Source organism: Streptomyces sp. NBC_00009 (assembly GCF_045040855.1).
Classification (GTDB): domain Bacteria; phylum Actinomycetota; class Actinomycetes; order Streptomycetales; family Streptomycetaceae; genus Streptomyces; species Streptomyces aureus.
The window spans coordinates 5,638,378-5,657,397 of the sequence record NZ_CP108312.1; the positions used below are offsets into that span (position 1 = coordinate 5,638,378).

Genomic DNA, 19,020 nt, shown 5'->3' on the forward strand with positions numbered 1-19,020 from the left:
GCCACTATCTGACACATCGTCAGATAGTGGCAGGAGGGTTCCACAGCCATGAGGTCGTACATAGTCGGCGTCGGAATGACCAAGTTCGAGAAGCCCGAGAGTCGTGACTGGCAGTACTGGGACATGGTGAAGGAGGCGGGCGCGGCCGCCCTCGCGGACGCCGGTGTGGGGTACGAGGACGTGGAGCAGGTCCCCGTCGGCTACTGCTTCCAGGCCTCGACGGCCGGGCAGCGCGCGGTCTACGAACTCGGCCTGACCGGCGTCCCCGTCTACAACGTCAACAACAACTGCGCCACGGGATCGAGCGCGCTGATGCTCGCCCGGCAGTTCGTCGAGGGCGGCATCAACGACTGCGTGCTGGCGCTCGGCTTCGAGAAGATGCAGCGCGGCGCGCTCGGCGGGGGAGCCGACGGGGGAGACTTCAAGACATCCCCCGTCGCCCGGCATTACGGCATCATGGCCGCGAAGCACGGCTTCGAGATGTCCCCGCCCACCGCCCAGATCTTCGGCGACGCGGCCCGCGAGCACATGGAGAAGTACGGCACGACCGAGGCCCAGCTCGCCGCCGTCGGGGCCAAGAACCACCGGCACTCCGTGAACAACCCGTACGCCCAGTTCCAGGACCCGTACACCGTCGACGAGATCCTCGCCGCGAAGACCATCCACGCGCCGCTCACCAAGCTCCAGTGCTCACCCACCTCGGACGGCGCGGCGGCGGCCGTCGTCGTGTCGGAGCGGTTCGTCGAACGCCACGACCTCGGCGACAAGGCCGTCGAGATCGCCGCTCAGGCCATGACGACCGACACGGGGGAGTCCTTCGCCTCCGGCTCCTGCATCGACGTCGTCGGACAGCCCATGTCACGCGCCGCCGCCACCCGCGTCTACGAGGCGTCCGGGCTCGGCATCGAGGACATCGACGTGATCGAGCTGCACGACTGCTTCTCCGTCAACGAACTCCTCACCTACGAAGCGCTCGGCATGTGCGCGCCGGGAGCCTCCGGCAAGCTCGTCGAGGACGGCGCGACGACGTACGGCGGACGCTGGGTCGTGAACCCGTCGGGCGGCCTCATCTCCAAGGGTCACCCGCTCGGCGCCACCGGCATCGCCCAAGCGGCGGAACTCACCTGGCAGTTGAGGGGCGAGGCCGGTGCGCGACAGGTCCCGGACGCCCGCGTCGGACTCGCCCACAACATCGGACTCGGCGGCGCCGCCGTGGTCACGATGCTGCGCAGGTCCTAGGCCATGGGGACAGGTCCTAGTCCTCGCGGACCAGCGCCGGATGCGCCGAAATCCTGATGTACGGACCGACAGCGGCCTGAGACCATGACACTCATGCTTGAAGCCCCTGTCGACACCGCGATAGCCCGCAAGGCCGCGCCGCCCACCTGGCTCGTCGTGGCCGCCGCCTGCGCCGGACAGTTCCTCGTCGTCCTCGACGTCTCCGTCGTCAATGTCGCCCTGCCGTCCATGCGAGCGGACCTGGGGCTCAGTGCCACCGGGCTGCAATGGGTGGTCAACGCCTACTCGATCGCGTTCGCCGGGTTCATGCTGCTCGGCGGCCGGGCCGGCGACCTGTTCGGGCGCAAGCGGATGTTCCTCGTGGGGCTCGGGCTCTTCACGCTCGCCTCCCTCGCGGGCGGCCTTGCGCAGGAGGGCTGGCAGCTCCTCGCCGCCCGGGCCGTCCAGGGGCTCGGTGCCGCGGTCCTCGCGCCGTCGACGCTCACCATCCTGACGTCCGCCGTCCCGGAGGGCGCCGCCCGCGCCCGGGCCATCGCGACCTGGACCGCCGTCGGGGCGGGCGGCGGCGCGGCCGGCGGCCTCGTCGGCGGCGTGCTCACCGAGGGCCTCGACTGGCGCTGGGTGCTGCTCATCAACGTCCCCCTGGGCGCCCTGGTGTTCACGGCCGTCGCCCGCTGGATCCAGGAGTCGAAGGCGGGCGGCGAGCGGCGCCTCGACCTGCCGGGCGCCGTCCTCGTCACGGCGGGCACCGCGACCCTCGCCTACGGCGTCGTGCAGACCGAGGCCGAGGGCTGGGGCGCCGCCGCGACCCTGGTGCCGCTCGGCGTCGCCCTGGCGCTGATCGTGACGTTCCTCGCCGTCGAGGCGCGCACGCGGCTGCCGCTGATGCCGCTCGGCCTGTTCCGGGTCCGCGCGGTCGCGGCGGCCAACGCGGCGATGTTCGTGTGCGGCATGGGCAGCTTCGCGATGTGGTTCTTCATGACCCTCTACGCGCAGAACGTCCTCGGCTACACCCCGATCGAGGCCGGCCTCGCCCTCGTGCCCAGTTCGCTCGCCGTCGTCGCCGGATCCAAGTTCGCCCCGCGCCTGATGCGCCGCGCGGGCGCGCGGGCCGTCGCGGTGTCCGGCGTACTCGTCACGACCGCCGGGTTCACCTGGCAGTCGACGATGGGCCCGCACGGCAGTTACGTCACCGCGATCATGCTGCCGGGCATGGTGATGATGGCGGGCGCCGGGCTCGCGATGACGCCCCTGGCCTCACTCGCCACATCGGGGGCCGCGCCCGGGGACGCCGGTCTGGTGTCCGGACTCGTCAACACCTCGCGGACACTGGGCGGTTCGCTGGGCCTCGCGATCCTGTCGACCGTGGCGGCCGACCGCTCCGGCGGGGGAACCGGGGCCGAGGACCTCACCGACGGGTACGCGGCGGCGTTCCAGTGGGGTGCGGGGATCCTGCTGGTGGCGGTGGTCCTGCTGGTGACGTGGATGCCGCGCGCGAAGGAGGCCCGGCAGACGGCGAGCTGAGGGACCGGGAGGCCGTCACAGCCACCCCTGCCGGCGCGCCTCCCGCATCGCCTCCATGCGGTTACGGGTCCCTGTCTTGCCGATGGCCGAGGACAGATAGTTGCGCACCGTCGACTCCGACAGATGCAGCTTGCCCGCGATGTCGGAGACCGTCGCGCCGTCCACCGACGCCTTCAGGACATCGCACTCGCGGGCCGTCAGCGGGTTCGGGCCCGCACTCAGCGCGGCCGCCGCGAGCGCCGGGTCGATGACCGTCTCGCCGCGCAGGACCCGCCGGACCGCCTCCGCGAGATCCTCCACCGGACCGTCCTTGACCAGGAATCCGGCCGCGCCCGCCTCCATCGCCCGGCGCAGATAGCCCGGCCTGCCGAACGTCGTCAGGATCAGGACCCGACAGTCCGGGCACTCCTCGCGCAGGTCGGCCGCCGCGTCCAGGCCGCTGCGGCCTGGCAGTTCGATGTCGAGCAGCGCCACGTCGGGCCGTGTCTCCAGCGCCGCCCCGACGATCGCGTCACCCCTCGCGACCTGCGCGACGACCTCGATGTCCTCCTCCAGGCCGAGCAGCAGCGCGAGAGCGCCCCGCATCATGCCCTGGTCCTCGGCGAGGAGCACTCGTACGGACTTCGCGGGCCGGTGGTCCTGGGGCATCTCGTTCACGGGCCCAGGGTAGAGCGCCCCGCGCGCCGTCACCCTGCGCGTTCCGGCTCCAGCATCGCGTCCGACTCCACTTCGCCCGGCAGGACCGGGAGTTCCGCCGTCACCGTGAAGCCGCGCGCGGCCGGGCCCGCCTCCAGGGAGCCGCCTGCCGCGCCGAGGCGTTCGGTCAGGCCCCGCAGGCCCGTACCGCCGATGCCCGGCTCCGGGGGCTCGGCGGCGGCGCCGCGCCCGTTGTCGTGGACCCGGAGCCGCACGCGCTCCGGGGTGCCGTCCACGGAGATCTCGCAGCGCGCCGCCCCGCTGTGGCGCACCGCGTTCGTGACCGCCTCCCGCACCACCCAGCCGAGCAGCGCCTCCGTCTGCGCCGCCAGCGGCGGGCCCGACTGGCGTACGACGGGCTCGATCCCGGCCGCCGTGAGCGCCGAGCGGGCGCGGTCGAGCTCGGTGGTGAGACTGCCCTCGCGGTAGCCGGTGACCGCCTCGCGGATCTCGGTCAGCGCCTGCCGGCCGACGGACTCGATGTCCGACACCTGTGTGAGCGCCGCGTCGAGGTCGCGGTGCGCGAGCCGGCGGGCCGCCTCCGACTTCACCACGATCACGGACAGCGTGTGCCCGAGCAGGTCGTGCAGGTCGCGGGAGAACCGCAGCCGCTCCTGCTCCACCGCGCGGTGCGCCAACTCCTCGCGGGCGGCGCGCAGTTCACGTACCGCCTCGGCCAGGGAGAGGATCGCGGCGGTCACCATCGTGGACAGGAACGTGCCGTAGGCGATGTTGAGCGCGTCCCAGCCCTCCTTGAGACCGCCGATGGTCCCGGCGAGCGCGCTCAGGCCGAGGGCGACCTGGCCGAGGCGGCGGCCCCGCACGACCGCGCCCGCCGCGAGGCCGAGCAGCGGGAAGAACATCAGCCAGCTGCCGCCGTAGGCGATGGCGAGCCCGCAGGTGAGCAGGCCCATCGCGATCAGCGCCAGGAGCGTGTAGCGGGCCTCGCGCCGCCTCTTGTCGAAGGCTTGGAACACGACCGAGACGTAGAGGCTGTTGAAGACGAACAGGCCGATGCCGCCGATCCAGGGGTTGGCCGTCTTGCCCTGGAGGAGGTTCGAGAAGGCGCCGAGCCCCATCAGGAGCCAGGGCAGCAGCGCGAATCCGTTCGGCGGCGGACCCATGGGCCCGCCCTCCGCAGCCGCCCCGCTGTTCTTCGCGCCCTTGTCCCGGGCCCGCCACTGTGCCTTCCACACGTCCCGGTCCGCCTTCCACTCCTGGCGGGCGTCCCGCAGCTCGACCATCCGGCAGGTGACTCGGTGCTTCCAGGACATGGTTCCCCAGCTCCCCGTTCAGACGGTCCGCGCGGCCCTGCGGTACGACACCACAGCGTACGAACCGAAGGCCAGCAGCCAGGCGGCGAGCACCGCGACCGCGGCGGCCGACGGCGCGTGCCCGTCGGCCACCGCCGTACCGAGCTGCGCGAACCGGTTCGTCGGTGTGTACGACGACACGGACTGCAGCCACCCGGGGAAGAGCGCGATCGGGAACCACAGACCGCCGAGGACGGAGAGCCCCAGATTGCACACCATGTTCGCGACACCCGTGGTCTGCGCGGTCAGCCGGTAGCCGTTGCCGAGACCGAGCAGGGTGAAGGGGATCGAGCCGAGCCACAGCAGCAGTGCGACGGCGGCCCACTGCCACACGTCCAGCCGCACCCCGTTGACCAGTCCGCCCGCGAGGAGCACCGCCGCGATCGACGGCAGCACCGTCACGGACCCCGTCAGGGCCCGGCCCGCCACCACCTGGCGCGGCGTCATCGGGGTGACCCGCAGCTGCCGCAGCCACCCGATCGTCTTGTCCTCGGCGACCCCGCCGCCGGTGCTGAGGGCCGAGCCCACCGCGCCGTACGCGGCCATCCCGACCATGGAGATCGTCTTCCACTCGGGGTCGTTCTCGCCGAGGTTGGTGAACAGCAGGTACATCATCACCGGCATCCCGACCCCGAAGATCACGAACCCGGTGTCGCGCAGGGTCCTGCGCACTTCGAGCCTCAGATAGTCGATCATCGAACCGTCTCCAGATCCGTGTCGAAACCGCTGCCGGTGCGGTTGTCGGAGCCGCTGCCCGGACGGCCGTCGGAACCACTGGTCAGCGCCATGAACGCGTCGTCGAGCGAGGCCGGCGCGACCTCGAGGCCCCGGATCGCGTCCAGCCCGGCCAGCGCGATCACCGTCGCGTCCGAGTCGTCCGTACGCAGCCTGGCCCGGTCCCCCCGGATCTCCACGGCCGTCACTCCGGGCAGCAGCGACAGGCCCTCCGTGCCGCGCCCGGCCAGGTCGAACGAGACGAGGCTGCCGCCCGCGGCCCGCTTCAGCTCCTCGCCGGAGCCCACCGCGACGACCCTGCCGTGGTCGATGACCACGATCCGGTCGGCGTGGGCGTCGGCCTCTTCTAGGTAGTGCGTGGAGAAGAGGACCGTGTGGCCGCGGCGCGCATAGGCCCGCATCGACGTCCAGAACGCGTGCCGTGCCTCCACGTCCAGGGCGGCCGTCGGCTCGTCGAGCACGAGCAGGGCCGGGTTCCCGGCCAGGGCCACGGCGAAGCGGACCCGCTGGGTCTGTCCGCCGGACAGCTTGTCGACGCGCCGCTGCGCGAGCTCCTCGATGCCGGCCAGCGCGAGCGCGTCGGCGACGGGCATCGGCGCCGGGTAGCGGCCCGCCACGAAGGAGACCAGCTCACGGACCGTGACCCGGGGGACCGCGCGGCCCTCCTGGAGCATCGCGCCGACCTGACCGGCACGCACCGCCTGCTCGGGCGTGGTGCCGAAGAGCGAGACCGTGCCCTCGTCCGGGGTGTCCAGGCCGAGCAGGAGGGCGATCGTGGAGGACTTGCCCGCGCCGTTGCGGCCGAGCAGCGCGACGGTCTCGCCGCGCCGTATCTCCAGATCGACCCCGTCGACGGCGCGCACCGCGCCGAATGTCTTGACCGCCCCCGTGAAGGACACGGCCACCGGTGTCCCGTCTGTCTTCGTCATGACAGGGACGCTATGGGCCGGGGGCCGGGCGCGGCAGATGCCGGTTGTACGGAGCCGGGCAGTACAAATGTCACGGCCGCCCGCCCGCCCGGCCGCACGCGCACCGGATCTGACATGGCGTCAGGAGTCTTCACAACTGCCGCGGTCTTGGCTATACATGGGATCGCCGGACTGGAACGCGTTCTAGAACGGGCGCGTGGCGTTCCACCAGAGTTCCTCCGGCCCAGCAACGACCTCGGTGCGACCGACGGTGCGGACGGCCGCACCGAGGTCTTTCCCGCACAAGGAGTCTCTGTCTGATGCCGATCGACGCCGCCAAGGCCGTAGCCGCCGAACCCCGGTCCGCCGAGATCACCTGGGACCACAAGGACATCCAGCTCTACCACCTCGGCCTCGGCGCGGGCACCCCGGCCACCGACCCCGACGAGCTGCGCTACACCCTCGAGTCCCGGCTGCACGTCCTGCCCAGCTTCGCCACCGTCGCCGGCGCCGGAATGGGCGTCGTCGGCGGCCTCTCCGCCCCCGGCATCGACGTCAACCTCGCCCACGTCCTGCACGGCGGGCAGACCGTCGAACTGCACCGCCCCATCCCCGTCAAGGGCAGCGCGACCTCCACCTCACGTGTCGCCGCCGTCTACGACAAGGGCAAGGCCGCCATCCTCGTCCTGCGCACCGAGGTCGCCGACGCGGACGGCCCCCTGTGGACCAGCGACGCGCAGATCTTCGTCCGCGGCGAGGGCGGCTTCGGCGGCGACCGCGGACCGTCCACCCGCCTCGAAGCACCCACCGGCGAACCCGACCGCACCGTCGACCGCCCCGTCCGCGAGGACCAGGCACTCCTGTACCGGCTCTCCGGCGACTGGAACCCCCTGCACGCCGACCCGGAGTTCGCCAAGCTCGCCGGCTTCGACAGGCCCATCCTGCACGGCCTGTGCTCGTACGGCATGACGCTCAAGGCCGTCGTCGACACGCTCCTCGACGGCGACGTGTCCCGCGTGCGGTCCTACGCGACGCGGTTCACCGGAGTCGTCTTCCCGGGCGAGACGCTGCGGATCCGGATGTGGCGCTCCGAGGGCCGGATCCAGGTCACGGTCACCGCCGTCGAGCGGGACGAGGCACCCGTACTCGCCGACACCATCGTCGAACACGCCTGACCCCTTCGAGACCCATCGGGACCCTTCGGGAGAGGAGCCGCACGCCATGCGCGCAGCCGTACTGCACGAGATAGGCCAGGACAAACTCGAGGTACTCGACGACGTCGAGGCGGTGGGCTTCGGCCCCGGCAAGGTGAAGATCCGGGTCAGGGCCACCGGACTGTGCCACTCCGACGTGTCCGCGATGAACGGCGTGCTGCCGCAGCCCGCCCCCTTCATCCCCGGCCACGAGGGCGCAGGCGAGATCCTCGACGTCGGCGACGGCGTCACGAACGTCAAGCCCGGCGACCGCGTCCTCGTCTGCTGGCTCCCGGCCTGCGGCGCCTGTCCGGCGTGCAAACGCGGCCAGACCCAGCTCTGCCTCGCCGGGTTCATGAACGCCGGCACCCCCAACTTCAAGCGCCCCGGCGGTGACGTCTTCGGCTTCGCCGGCACCGGCACCTTCACCGAGGAGGTCGTCGTCGACGCGGGCTGCGCCGTGCCCATCCCCGACGACGTGCCCTTCGACATCGCGGCCCTCATCGGCTGCGGCGTCACCACCGGGCTCGGCGCCGCCATCAACACCGCGGATGTGGCAGCCGGTTCGTCCGTCGCCGTCATCGGCTGCGGCGGCGTCGGCATCTCCGCGATCCAGGGCGCCCGGCTCAAGGGCGCCGCGCAGATCGTCGCCGTCGACCCCGTCGCCTCACGCCGCGAGGCTGCCCTCGGGTTCGGCGCCACCGAGGCCGTCGCACCCGACGCCCTCGGCGACGCCAAGCAGCGCATCACCGCGGGCGAGGGCTTCGACTACGTCTTCGAGGTCGTCGGCAAGTCCGCCACGGCCCGCACCGCCTACGAGACGACGCGGCGCGGCGGCACCCTGTGCATCGTCGGCGCGGGCGCCCTCGACGACTTCCTCCAGCTCAACATGTTCGAGCTGTTCTTCGACGAGAAGAAGATCCTGCCGTCCATGTACGGCGGCGGCGACGTCCTGACCTCCTACGAGCGGGCCATCTCCCTGTGGCGGGCCGGCCGCATCGACCTGGAGAGCCTCATCACGCACCGCGTGCAGCTCGCCGAGATCAACGAAGCCCTCGACCAGATGCGGTCGGGCACCGCGCTGCGCACCTGCATCGAAATCTGAGAGAGGACCCCGATCCCCGATGGCTTCAGAGTCACTGCCGCTTCAGGGCCTGTCCGCGATCGTCACCGGCGCGGGCCGCGGCCTCGGCCGGGCGGAGGCGCTCGAACTCGCCCGGCTCGGCGCGAGCGTCGTCGTCAACGACTTCGGACAGCCGGGCCGCGACGGCTCCGGCGGCGCCGACGCCACCCCGGCCGAGGAGGTCGCCGCCGAGATCCGGGCCGCGGGCGGGCAGGCCGTCGCCCACCTCGGCGACGTCGCCGACCACGAACAGGCCCGCACACTCGTCCAGTTGGCCGTCGACACGTACGGAAAACTCGACATCCTCGTCAACAACGCGGGCATCCTGCGCGACCGCATGATCTTCTCGATGAGCGAGGACGAGTGGGACACGGTCATCCGCGTCCACCTCAAGGGCCACTTCAACACGACCCACTTCGCGTCCGTCCACTGGCGCGCACGCTCCAAGGCGGCGGGCGCACCGGTCTACGGCCGCATCGTCAACACCTCGTCCGAGGCGTTCCTCGCCGGCTCGGCCGGACAGCCCAACTACGCGGCGGCGAAGGGCGGCATCGTCGGCCTGACGACCTCCACGGCCCTCGCCCTCGGCAAGTACGGCGTCACGTCCAACGTCATCTGCCCCCGCGCCCGCACCCGTATGACCGAGGACGTCTTCGCGGCCGTTTATCCGATCAAGAGGGGTGCGGAGCCCGGCGCCGGCGAGCTCGACCCGCTGGCACCCGAACACGTTGCCCCGCTCGTCGGCTACCTCGCGTCCCCGGCCGCCGGGAACGTCAACGGCCAGCTGCTCGTCGTGCACGGCGGCATGGTCGCCGTCGTCGAACGCCCCAAGGTCTCCGCCAAGTTCGACACCGCGAAGGACGCGTTCAGTTACGAGGAGCTGGACGCGCTGCTCACCCCGCACTACGCGGACCGGCCGCCGAACGAGACGTTCGCCGCGGCCGAGGTGCTCGGCCTCAAACACGCCTGACCCCATGACGGAGGGGCCCGGAACCATGTGGTTCCGGGCCCCTCCGTCATGCCGTTCAGCCCTGCTCGGACTGGACCTTTCGGTGCCGCCCGTGCGGCACCGCGTTCTCATCGCGCGAGGACACGCCACCACGGTGCCGGCCGGGACCGGCGGACCGGTCCGCCGCCTCCCTGGACTCCGTCGTGGTCATCTCCGCGTTCATCGTCTCGGCCATCGAAAACTCACCCCGTAACAAGATCCTTCAAACAGCCGGGCGAGTCTAACCGGCGGGTGCCGTCCGTGTCCCGGCGGTTGCCGCGCGTCGCATGAGACCGGCGAGAGGAGCCTGCTGGAGCGGGACGGGACGGGCCGCCGAGGGCGGCTCGGGCACCGTCTGCGGGGCCCGTTCCTCGACGGGTTCCGGGACCGACGTGCGCGCGACCCCACAGGGCACCGACTCGGTGGCGTACGGGAGTTGCAGCTCACCGTCGCGCGTCCAAAGGCCCGTGCCCGCCAGCCAGCCCTGCGGGGCGGCGAGTTGATGCATCTGGCGCTCGGCGGGCCGCCACAGGCCCAGCCAGGTGCCCGCGGCGCCGTCGATCCGCAGCGCCACCGCACAGCTCTCCGGCATCAGCGTCTGACCCGGCTGGATCGCGAACGGCGTCACCGCGCAGTCGGTCAGGCGCAGACACTCCGGGAAGCGCACCGGCAGCGTCGAGCCCAACACGCCCCAGCCGAGCCGCTCATGGCCGGGCGACGGCGCGTCCGAGCGGATCAGGAGCAGCCCGCTGTCCGGATCGGCGAGCACCAGCCGGTCCGCGCTGGACTCCGCGATCTGGAGCAGCGGCGTGACCTCGCCGCCCCGCCCCAGGTCCACCGCGACAGTCTTGACAGGACCCCCGTCGAGGGACCGGTCGAGCGCCAGCATCCGGCCCGCACGGTCCAGCCACACCCCGCCCGAACAGCGCCCCGGGACCTCGGCCAGGAACTCGGGCCCGAACGCCCCGCCCGCCACCATCCACACGCCCGTCGACCGCTCGCCCACGGCGATGGCGTACGCGCATCTGCCGCCCGGCGCCGGCGGAAGCATCGTCAACTCCCCGCCGCTCACCGCCCCGAGAGGCACCTCGCCCGTTCGCGGGCCCGTCGGGTACAGCAGCGAGAAGGAGTGCCGGCCGTCCACCATGCGCCGGATGAGGACGCGCCCGTCGCCCATCGGGACGACCTCGGTCCCGGGCTCCTCCGGCTGGTTCCCCGGCAACGGCACCGCGTACGGCTCGGGCCCGTCCAGGGTCCACCGCTCCGGAAACCAGGACGTGCCGTCGGACGCGAGCCGCGCGGCGTAGGCCCCGTCGGCGGTGATGACACAGGCGGGGCGGGGGGTGGGGGGAGCGGGCTCGGGGGCGCTCACCGGGGCTGAGCCGGGATCGGGGGTCTGCGCGCTCACTGGGGCTGGAGCGGGGCCAGGGGGTTGCGGGCTCACGGGGGCTTGGCCGGGACTAGAGGGCTGCGCGCTCACTGGGGCTGGAGCGGGGCCAGGGGGTTGCGGGCTCACCGGGGCTCGGCCGGGGCCAGAGGGCTGCGCGCTCACTGGGGATGGGCCGGTGTCCGGGGCCGGCGCGTACGCCGGTCCCAGGGTGCCGCCTGGCTGGGGGCCGGTGTCCCCGGCCGGCCCGTACTCCGTGGCGGGCCGACTCTCCGGCGCCCGCCCGTACTCGGTGGCGCGCTCGCTCTCCCGCGCCTGCCCGTCCTCCCGCTCCGGGGCCCCGCCCGGCTCCGGGTCCGGGTCCTTTCCGTTCTCCGGATCGTTTCCGCTGTCCGGGGCCGGTCCGCGCGCCGGGCCCGGTCCGCTGTCCGGCTCCGTCGTGGGCTCGATCGCCAAGGCCGTCATGGGGATCACTCACCTCCGGTTCGTCCGAGCCGAAGCTAGTTTTCGCACGCGCTGCCGTGGCACTCGCGGCTCAGGCTTCACACCAAAGGGTGGCCATGTCCGTATCTGCCTGAAAGGGGTGGGTCGGATGTGCTGGCACGTCCGGAAGTGCCTGATGTTAGGTTTGCCTAACCACACCTAAGGCGGCCTTGACGCCACGAAGTTCGGAGCTGGAACACCCATGGCCCTGCGAACAAGCCCTCGCACCCGCGGCACCGCCGCCGTAGCCCTCGCCGTGGCCGCCGCCCTGTCGCTCGCGGCCTGCGGGTCGGGCGACTCGGGCTCCGGCTCGTCCGCCGGCTCCGGCAAGTCCGACAACGGCAGCGGCTCCAAGGCCGTCGCCCAGGGCGGCGAGGACTTCGCCAAGGCGGCCTCGCAGACCGCGAAGATGGGCACGACCGCCAAGGCCGGCCAGTTCCCGCGCACCATCGAGCACGCCATGGGCAAGACCGAGATAAAGGCGCAGCCCAAGCGGGTCGTCGTTCTCGACGTCGGCGAGCTCGACAATGTCGCGTCCCTCGGCGTCAAGCCCGTCGGCTACGCCCCCACCGAGGGCGACGACGGCGTCCCGTCCTACCTGAAGAAGACGGCGGGCACCCCCAAGGACGTCGGCACGATCAACTCCCTCAACCTCGAGGCGATCGCCAATCTCCACCCCGACCTGATCCTCGGCAGCGAGCTGCGCGCCGCCAAGCTCTACCCGCAGCTCTCCAAGATCGCCCCGACGGTCTTCTCCATCCGCCCCGGCTTCACGTGGAAGGAGAACTACCTCCTCAACGCGTCCGCCCTCGACAAGACCGCCGAGGCCAAGGCGAACCTCGCCGCGTACGAGAAGAAGGCGAAGAAGCTCGGCGACGACATCGGCGAGAAGAAGCCCACCGTCACGATGCTGCGCTACATGCCCGGCATGATCCGCCTCTACGCGAAGGCGTCCTTCATCGGCACGATCCTCGACGACGCCGGCATCCCGCGCCCCAAGAATCAGCAGGTCGTGGACCTCGCCACGGAGGTCAGCCCGGAGAAGATCGACCAGGCCGACGCCGACTGGATCTTCACCGGTGTCTACGGGGACGCGAAGAAGACCGACCGCGCCACCGCCGAGGGCAACCCGCTGTGGAAGAAGCTCGGCGCGGTGAAGAGCGGACAGGCCAAGGACGTCCCGGACGAGACCTGGTACCTGGGGCTCGGCGTCACGGCCGCGAACCAGGTCCTCGACGACCTGCACCGCTACCTCGTCAAGTAGCCGACTGTCGCTGGCCGGTAGCGGTACGTGAGCCCGTACCGCCCCCGGCCGCGGCCGTACGTGCGCCAGGGCCGACGGGGCATGGAGGGAAGGTAGCCTTTCACCGTGCCCCGTCTGTCTGAAGTCATCGCCGCGCTCGAGAAGCTGTGGCCCCCCGAGCGGGCCGAGTCGTGGGACGCGGTCGGCACGGTCGCCGGCGACCCCGACGCCGAGGTCTCCCGGGTCCTGTTCGCCGTGGACCCCGTCCAGGAGACCGTCGACGAGGCGCTGATGCTGGGCGCGGACCTCCTGGTCACGCACCACCCGCTCTATCTGCGCGGCACCACGACCGTCGCCGCCACCACCTTCAAGGGCCGCGTCGTCCACACCCTGATCAAGAACGACGTCGCTCTGCACGTCGCGCACACCAACGCCGACCGTGCCGACCCGGGCGTCTCCGACGCGCTCGCGGGAGCCCTCGACCTCCGCGTCACCGGCCCCCTCGTACCGGACCCGACCGACCCCGCGGGCCGCCGCGGACTCGGCCGGATCTGCGAACTCGAACCCCCCGTCACCCTGCGCGAACTGGCCGGCCTTGCCGCCGACCGGCTGCCCGCCACCGCGCAGGGCATCCGCATCTCCGGCGACCTCGACGCGACGATCCGCACGATCGCCGTCAGCGGCGGCTCCGGCGACAGCCTCTTCGCCGACGTGCGCGCCGCGGGCGTCGACGCCTTCCTCACCGCGGACCTGCGCCACCACCCGGCCTCCGAGTTCATGGAGGATCGCGAACATCGCCCGCCGGCGCTGCTCGACGCCGCCCACTGGGCCACCGAGCAGCCCTGGTGCGAGCTGGCCGCAGCCCAGCTCGACGAGATCTCCGACCGCAACGGATGGGGACTTCGCGTCCACGTCTCGAAGACGGTCACCGACCCCTGGACCGCCCACGCGGCGTCCAATGCCACACCGATCCCAACTGGAGCCCCCAACTGAACGCCGCGCCCGCCGACCAGATCCGACTCCTCGACATCCAGGCTCTGGACACCCGCCTCCAGCAGCTCGCGCACAAGCGCAAGTCGCTGCCCGAGCACGCCGAGATCGAGTCGCTGAACAAGGACCTCACGCAGCTGCGCGACCTGCACGTCGCCGCGCAGACCGAGGAGAGTGACTGCGCCCGCGAGCAGACCAAGGCCGAGCAGGACGTCGACCAGGTCCGCCAGCGCGCCGCCCGTGACCAGCAGCGCCTGGACTCCGGCGCCGTCACGTCCCCCAAGGACCTGGAGAACCTCCAGCGCGAGATCGCCTCGCTCGCCAAGCGCCAGGGTGACCTGGAGGACGTCGTCCTCGAGGTCATGGAGCGCCGCGAGTCCGCGCAGGAGCGCTTCGAGGAGCTCACCGGCCGGGTCGCCTCCGTCCAGGGCAAGATCGACGCCGCGACGGCCCGCCGCGACGCCTCCTTCGAGGAGCTCGACGGCGAGACGGCCACGGCCACGAAGGAGCGCGGGATCGTCGCCGGCTCCGTCCCCGAGGACCTGCTGAAGCTCTACGACAAGCTGCGCGTCAAGGAGGGCGGCGTCGGTGCGGCCCGCCTCTACCAGCGCCGCTGCGAGGGCTGCCACATGGAGCTGAACATCACCGAGCTGAACGAGGTGCGGGCCGCGGCGCCCGACTCCGTGGTGCGCTGCGAGAACTGCCACCGGATCCTGGTGCGCACGTCCGAGTCCGGCCTGTAGGAGCCTTCGTGGTGCGGGAGTTCATCGTCGAGGCCGACGGCGGTTCCCGGGGCAACCCGGGGCCCGCGGGCTACGGCTCGGTCGTCATCGACGCGGCGACGGGGGAGACCCTCGCGGAGGCCGCCGAGTACATCGGCGTCGCCACGAACAACGTCGCCGAGTACCGGGGACTCGTGGCCGGCCTGCGCGCCGCGCACGCCCTCGACCCGCAGGCGTCGGTGCACGTCCGGATGGACTCCAAGCTCGTCGTCGAGCAGATGTCGGGCCGCTGGAAGATCAAGCACCCCGACATGAAGCCCCTCGCCGCCGAGGCGGCGACCGTGCTGCCGGCGTCGCAGGTGACGTACGAGTGGATCCCGCGCGAGCGGAACAAGCACGCGGACCGGCTCGCCAACGAGGCGATGGACGCGGGCAAGCAGGGCAAGCAGTGGGAGGCCTCGCGCTCGACCGCCGAGCTCGATACTCCGAAGCCTTCGGGTCCGCCCGGGGACGCGGCGGCCGGGGCGGCGAAGGCGCGGGCCGCGCTCGCGGGAGCGCGCGGGAACGCGGACGTGCGGGCCGCGGGGAACGTGGCGAGCACCGCGTCCCAGGGCTGGTCGGCGGCGCCCGATCTCGGGGCGCCCGCCACCTTCGTACTCCTGCGGCACGGCGAGACCGCGCTCACGCCCGAGAAGCGGTTCTCCGGTTCCGGCGGAGCCGACCCCGAGCTGTCCGCGGCGGGGCGCGCGCAGGCCGAGCGGGTCGCCGCAGCGCTCGCCGCCCGCGGCACCGTCCAGGCGATCGTCTCGTCGCCGCTCAAGCGGTGCCAGGAGACGGCGCGGACCGTCGCGGCCCGCCTCGGGCTCGACGTCCACATCGAAGAGGGCCTGCGCGAGACGGACTTCGGGGCGTGGGAGGGGCTGACCTTCGGGGAGGTCCGCGAGCGCTTCCCTGACGACATGAACGCCTGGCTGGCCTCGTCGAAGGCGGAGCCGACCGGGGGCGGCGAGAGCTTCGCGGCGGTCGCCCGCCGGGTCGCCGCGACGCGGGACCGGCTCGTCGGGCAGTACGCGGGACGCACGGTCCTCCTGGTCACGCACGTCACGCCGATCAAGACGCTCGTACGGCTCGCGCTCGGCGCGCCGCCGGAGTCACTGTTCCGGATGGAACTCTCGGCGGCGTCGCTCTCGGCGGTCGCGTACTACGGGGACGGCAACGCGAGCGTGCGCCTTCTCAACGAGACGGCGCACCTGCGCTGACGTCCGGGCTACCGCGCTGACGTCCGGACTGCCGCGCTGACGCCCGGGCTACTTGAGGCCGGCCGCTTCGCGGGCCAGCGTCTCGATCCGCGCCCAGTCCTTCGCCGCGACCGCGTCCGCGGGAAGCATCCAACTGCCGCCCACACAGCCGACGTTCTTGAGCGCCAGGTACGAGGGCGCCGAGCCGAGGGAGACACCGCCGGTCGGGCAGAACCGCGCCTGCGGCAGCGGACCGGCCAGCGACTTCAGGTACGGCACACCGCCCGCGGCCTCCGCGGGGAAGAACTTCATCTCGCTCACCCCGCGCTCCAGGAGCGCCACGACCTCCGACGTCGTGGAGACGCCCGGCAGGAACGGCACACCGGACTTCTTCATCGCGTCGAGCAGCGTGTCGGTCCAGCCGGGGCTGACCAGGAAGCGCGCGCCGGCGGCGACGGAGTCGGTGACGTTCTGCGGTGAGATGACCGTGCCCGCGCCGACGACGGCGTCCGGCACCTCGTCCGCGATGGCGCGGATCGCGTCCAGCGCGGCCGGCGTCCGCAGCGTCACCTCGATCGCCCGCAGACCGCCCGCGACGAGCGCCCGCGCGAGCGGCACGGCGTCGGCGACGTCCTCCACGACGACGACGGGTACGACAGGGGCGAGATCGAGCACGGAGGAATCAGTCATGGGGCCATCCTGCCCCGCGCTGCGCAGCATGCGCAAAGGGCGTTGCGCATGCTGCAATGCGCTCGGGACTGGTGCTCCGGGACCGGTACTCAGTGGATCTGCGTCACCACCACGTCGAGCGCCCACGCAGTCCCCGCCTTCGCGGGCGCCTGCGCCTCCACCACATGGCCGAGATCCCGCAGCGCCTCGACCAGCTCGGCCGGGTCCGCGGGCGTGGTGCCGGTCTCCAGGAGCGTGCGCACGATCCGGCCCTTCGTCGCCTTGTTGAAGTGCGACACGACCGAACGCTTCTCCACACCGGTCACCGGATCCGTCTGCGCGTGCAGCACCCGCACCGTCGCCGTACGCCCCGCGACCTCCCCCTTCGGCTTCCACGCACCCGTGTACGCGGACGACCTCAGGTCGAGCACGAGCCCGTCCCCGGCCGCCTCGGGAAGCGCCTCGGCCATCGGCTTGCGCCAGTGCGCGCCGAGCGCCCCGAGCCCCGGCAGCTTCACACCCATCGAGCAGCGGTACGACGGAATCCGGTCGCTCACCCGCACCGCGCCCCACAGACCCGAGAAGACCAGCAGCGAACGCGTCGCCCGGCGCTTCGCCGCCGCGTCCAGGGTGGCGAGACCGAGCGCGTCGTAGAGGACCCCCGTGTAGATCTCACCGGCCGGGCGCGCGCCCGCGGTGCGCAGCTCCACGTTCTTCGCGATCTCGCCGCGCAGCCCCTCGCTGAGGCCGAGCACCTCGCGCGCCTTGTCCTCGTCGGCGGCACACAGCTCGACCAGCTCGTCGAGCACGGCCTGCCGCGCCCCGGCGAGCCCCGCCAGGGACAGCGACTCAGGCTTCAGCGGGGCGCCGCGGCCCGACGGGGCCTTGCCTTCGGACGGCGGCAGCAGCACGAGCACGATCGGACTCCTCGGGACAGTGATGCGGAACAGGGGGTGCGGCCCCAGCGAAAGCGTACGGAAGAGAAGAGGGTGCCGGGGAACACGGGGCACCGCGGATCCCAGGGCGCCGCAGTCCTGGGGGCCGCGGTCACGGGGTGCCGACGTCCCCGCCCCGTCCTACGCTCGGTGCATGCCCCGCCGTCATCTCCGTGTGACCGGCGCAGCCGAGGCCCCGCTGCGTGCCGCACTGCGTGAACTGCGTACGACCCTGGACGTCCCCGGGGCCTTCCCGGCCGACGTCCTCGCGGAGGCGGAACGGGCCGCGGCGGCCCCGCACCCGCCGGAACCGGGCGGCAAGGACGCCACCGACATCCCCTTCTTCACGATCGACCCGCCGACCTCCCTCGACCTCGACCAGGCGATGCACCTCTCGCGCCGCGACGGCGGCTACCGGGTCCGCTACGCCATCGCCGACGTCGCTGCGTACGTCACGCCCGGCGGCCCTCTCGACACCGAGGCCCACCGCCGCGTCACCACGCTCTACTTCCCCGACGAAAACGTCCCCCTGCACCCCACCGTGCTCAGCGAGGGCGCCGCCAGCCTGCTCCCCGGCCAGACCTGCCCCGCCGTCGTGTGGACCCTCGACCTCGACGCCGACGGGCGCACCGTCGCCACCGACGTCACCCGCGCCACCGTCCGCAGCCGCGCCAAACTCGACTACGAGGGCGTGCAGCGGGCCATCGACGACGGCACCGCCGAGGAACCCGTAGCGCTGTTGCGCGACATCGGGCGCCTGCGCGAACAGCTCGAGACCGAGCGCGGCGGCATCTCCCTCAACGTCCCCGAACAGGAGATCACCGAACGCGACGGCCGCTACGAGCTCGGCTACCGCGCCCCGTTCCCCGCCGACGGCTGGAACGCCCAGATCTCCCTGCTCACCGGCATGGCAGCCGCCGACCTCATGCTCACCGCCGGCACCGGCATCCTGCGCACCCTGCCCGCCGCCCCCGACGGCGCCGTCGGCCGCTTGCGCCGCACGGCCGACGCCCTGCACATCGACTGGCCGCACCACGTCCCGTACGCCCAGCTCATCCGCTCCCTCGACCCGAAGAAGCCGCACCACGCGGCCTTCCTCCAGGAGTGCACGACGCTCCTGCGCGGCGCCGGCTACACCGTGTTCAGCGGCGGCACGCTCCCCGACCTCACCGTCCACGCCGCGGTCGCCGCGCCCTACGCCCACTGCACGGCCCCGCTGCGCCGCCTCGCCGACCGCTACGCCTCCGAACTGTGCGTGGCCGCCTGCGCGGGCACCCCGCCCCCGGAGTGGGTGCTCGCCGCACTGCCCGGTCTGCCGAAGGAGATGGCGGAGGGCACGCGCCGGGCCAACGCCGTCGAGCGCGGCTGCGTCGACATCGTCGAGGCGGCGCTCCTCAAGGACCGGATCGGCGACATCTTCGAGGCGTGCGTCGTCGACGTGAAGGACCAGGAACCGGCCGTCGGCACCGTCCAGTTGACCGACCCCGCGGTCGTCGCCCGCATCGAGGGCGGCACGGCTCCGCTGCCGCTGGGGGAGCGGCTGCGGGTACGGCTGACGCAGGCGGACCCGGGAGCGGCAAAGGTCCAGTTCGCTCCCGCGTAAGACCCCTCGCCCCGCGCTCATGTGCCACGAT

The 19,020-nt window shown here is 72.5% G+C and carries 18 protein-coding genes; 10 read left to right on the forward strand and 8 right to left on the reverse strand.

Annotated features, from left to right (window positions below):
* Positions 1–48 precede the first annotated feature (48 nt).
* Both OHA58_RS25435 and OHA58_RS25440 read left to right on the forward strand, forming a co-directional pair.
* Positions 49–1,239, forward strand: coding sequence for a lipid-transfer protein (locus OHA58_RS25435; RefSeq protein ID WP_405481607.1), 1,191 nt, complete (start codon positions 49–51; stop codon positions 1,237–1,239).
* An 84-nt stretch (positions 1,240–1,323) separates the two neighbouring features.
* Positions 1,324–2,763, forward strand: a complete 1,440-nt coding sequence (locus OHA58_RS25440) for a DHA2 family efflux MFS transporter permease subunit (protein WP_405481609.1) — start codon at positions 1,324–1,326, stop codon at positions 2,761–2,763.
* Positions 2,764–2,778: 15 nt separating this feature from the next.
* On the opposite strand, the gene OHA58_RS25445 is transcribed toward OHA58_RS25440, so the two are convergent.
* From OHA58_RS25445 to OHA58_RS25460, 4 genes are read right to left on the reverse strand one after another with little or no spacing between them, the layout of a single operon-like run.
* A complete protein-coding gene (locus OHA58_RS25445) occupies positions 2,779–3,411 on the reverse strand; it encodes a response regulator (RefSeq protein WP_405485167.1) in 633 nt (210 codons plus the stop codon).
* 38 nt (positions 3,412–3,449) lie between these two features.
* Complete coding sequence (locus OHA58_RS25450) at positions 3,450–4,733, reverse strand: sensor histidine kinase (protein ID WP_405481611.1); 1,284 nt, start codon at positions 4,731–4,733, stop codon at positions 3,450–3,452.
* Positions 4,734–4,751: 18 nt separating this feature from the next.
* Positions 4,752–5,468, reverse strand: a complete 717-nt coding sequence (locus OHA58_RS25455; protein ID WP_405481613.1) for an ABC transporter permease — start codon at positions 5,466–5,468, stop codon at positions 4,752–4,754.
* Positions 5,465–6,436, reverse strand: a complete 972-nt coding sequence (locus tag OHA58_RS25460; RefSeq protein ID WP_405481614.1) for an ATP-binding cassette domain-containing protein — start codon at positions 6,434–6,436, stop codon at positions 5,465–5,467. Before OHA58_RS25460 ends, OHA58_RS25455 begins: the two co-directional genes overlap by 4 nt.
* Before the next feature lie 299 nt (positions 6,437–6,735).
* On the opposite strand from OHA58_RS25460, the gene OHA58_RS25465 reads away from it, so the two are divergent.
* The 3 genes from OHA58_RS25465 to OHA58_RS25475 are packed head-to-tail and all read left to right on the forward strand — an operon-like array spanning position 6,736 to position 9,701.
* A complete protein-coding gene (locus tag OHA58_RS25465; RefSeq protein WP_326713252.1) occupies positions 6,736–7,590 on the forward strand; it encodes a MaoC/PaaZ C-terminal domain-containing protein in 855 nt (284 codons plus the stop codon).
* 46 nt (positions 7,591–7,636) lie between these two features.
* Positions 7,637–8,713: a Zn-dependent alcohol dehydrogenase gene (locus OHA58_RS25470; protein WP_405481617.1), complete on the forward strand. Its 1,077-nt coding sequence runs from the start codon at positions 7,637–7,639 to the stop codon at positions 8,711–8,713.
* A 19-nt stretch (positions 8,714–8,732) separates the two neighbouring features.
* The gene (locus OHA58_RS25475; protein WP_405481618.1) at positions 8,733–9,701 is read left to right on the forward strand and encodes a 3-oxoacyl-ACP reductase; all 969 of its coding nucleotides are present in this window, start codon (positions 8,733–8,735) and stop codon (positions 9,699–9,701) included.
* Positions 9,702–9,756: 55 nt separating this feature from the next.
* On the opposite strand, the gene OHA58_RS25480 is transcribed toward OHA58_RS25475, so the two are convergent.
* On the reverse strand, positions 9,757–9,915 hold the full coding sequence (locus tag OHA58_RS25480) for a hypothetical protein (protein ID WP_405481620.1): 159 nt from the start codon (positions 9,913–9,915) through the stop codon (positions 9,757–9,759).
* A gap of 45 nt (positions 9,916–9,960) precedes the next feature.
* On the reverse strand, positions 9,961–11,091 hold the full coding sequence (locus tag OHA58_RS25485) for a hypothetical protein (protein ID WP_405485169.1): 1,131 nt from the start codon (positions 11,089–11,091) through the stop codon (positions 9,961–9,963).
* Positions 11,092–11,791: 700 nt separating this feature from the next.
* Here OHA58_RS25485 and OHA58_RS25490 point away from each other — a divergent pair.
* The 4 genes from OHA58_RS25490 (at position 11,792) to OHA58_RS25505 (ending at position 15,803) form a co-directional block, all read left to right on the forward strand.
* Positions 11,792–12,853, forward strand: a complete 1,062-nt coding sequence (locus OHA58_RS25490) for an ABC transporter substrate-binding protein (RefSeq protein ID WP_405481621.1) — start codon at positions 11,792–11,794, stop codon at positions 12,851–12,853.
* A gap of 105 nt (positions 12,854–12,958) precedes the next feature.
* Positions 12,959–13,825: a Nif3-like dinuclear metal center hexameric protein gene (locus OHA58_RS25495; RefSeq protein WP_405481623.1), complete on the forward strand. Its 867-nt coding sequence runs from the start codon at positions 12,959–12,961 to the stop codon at positions 13,823–13,825.
* Positions 13,822–14,565 (forward strand): zinc ribbon domain-containing protein, encoded by a 744-nt coding sequence (locus OHA58_RS25500; RefSeq protein ID WP_405485171.1) that lies wholly within the window; start codon positions 13,822–13,824, stop codon positions 14,563–14,565. Before OHA58_RS25495 ends, OHA58_RS25500 begins: the two co-directional genes overlap by 4 nt.
* Before the next feature lie 8 nt (positions 14,566–14,573).
* A complete protein-coding gene (locus tag OHA58_RS25505; RefSeq protein WP_405481625.1) occupies positions 14,574–15,803 on the forward strand; it encodes a bifunctional RNase H/acid phosphatase in 1,230 nt (409 codons plus the stop codon).
* Between the two features lie 48 nt (positions 15,804–15,851).
* Here the strand turns inward: OHA58_RS25505 and eda are convergent, their stop codons facing one another.
* Positions 15,852–16,472 carry a bifunctional 4-hydroxy-2-oxoglutarate aldolase/2-dehydro-3-deoxy-phosphogluconate aldolase gene (gene eda, locus OHA58_RS25510; RefSeq protein WP_405481626.1) on the reverse strand — a complete coding sequence of 207 codons (621 nt, stop codon included), beginning with the start codon at positions 16,470–16,472 and terminating at the stop codon, positions 15,852–15,854.
* An 89-nt stretch (positions 16,473–16,561) separates the two neighbouring features.
* Positions 16,562–17,368, reverse strand: a complete 807-nt coding sequence (gene yaaA / locus OHA58_RS25515) for a peroxide stress protein YaaA (protein WP_405481628.1) — start codon at positions 17,366–17,368, stop codon at positions 16,562–16,564.
* A 172-nt stretch (positions 17,369–17,540) separates the two neighbouring features.
* Between yaaA and OHA58_RS25520 the strand changes: the two genes are divergently transcribed.
* Positions 17,541–18,989 carry an RNB domain-containing ribonuclease gene (locus OHA58_RS25520; protein WP_405481629.1) on the forward strand — a complete coding sequence of 483 codons (1,449 nt, stop codon included), beginning with the start codon at positions 17,541–17,543 and terminating at the stop codon, positions 18,987–18,989.
* Positions 18,990–19,020 lie beyond the last annotated feature (31 nt).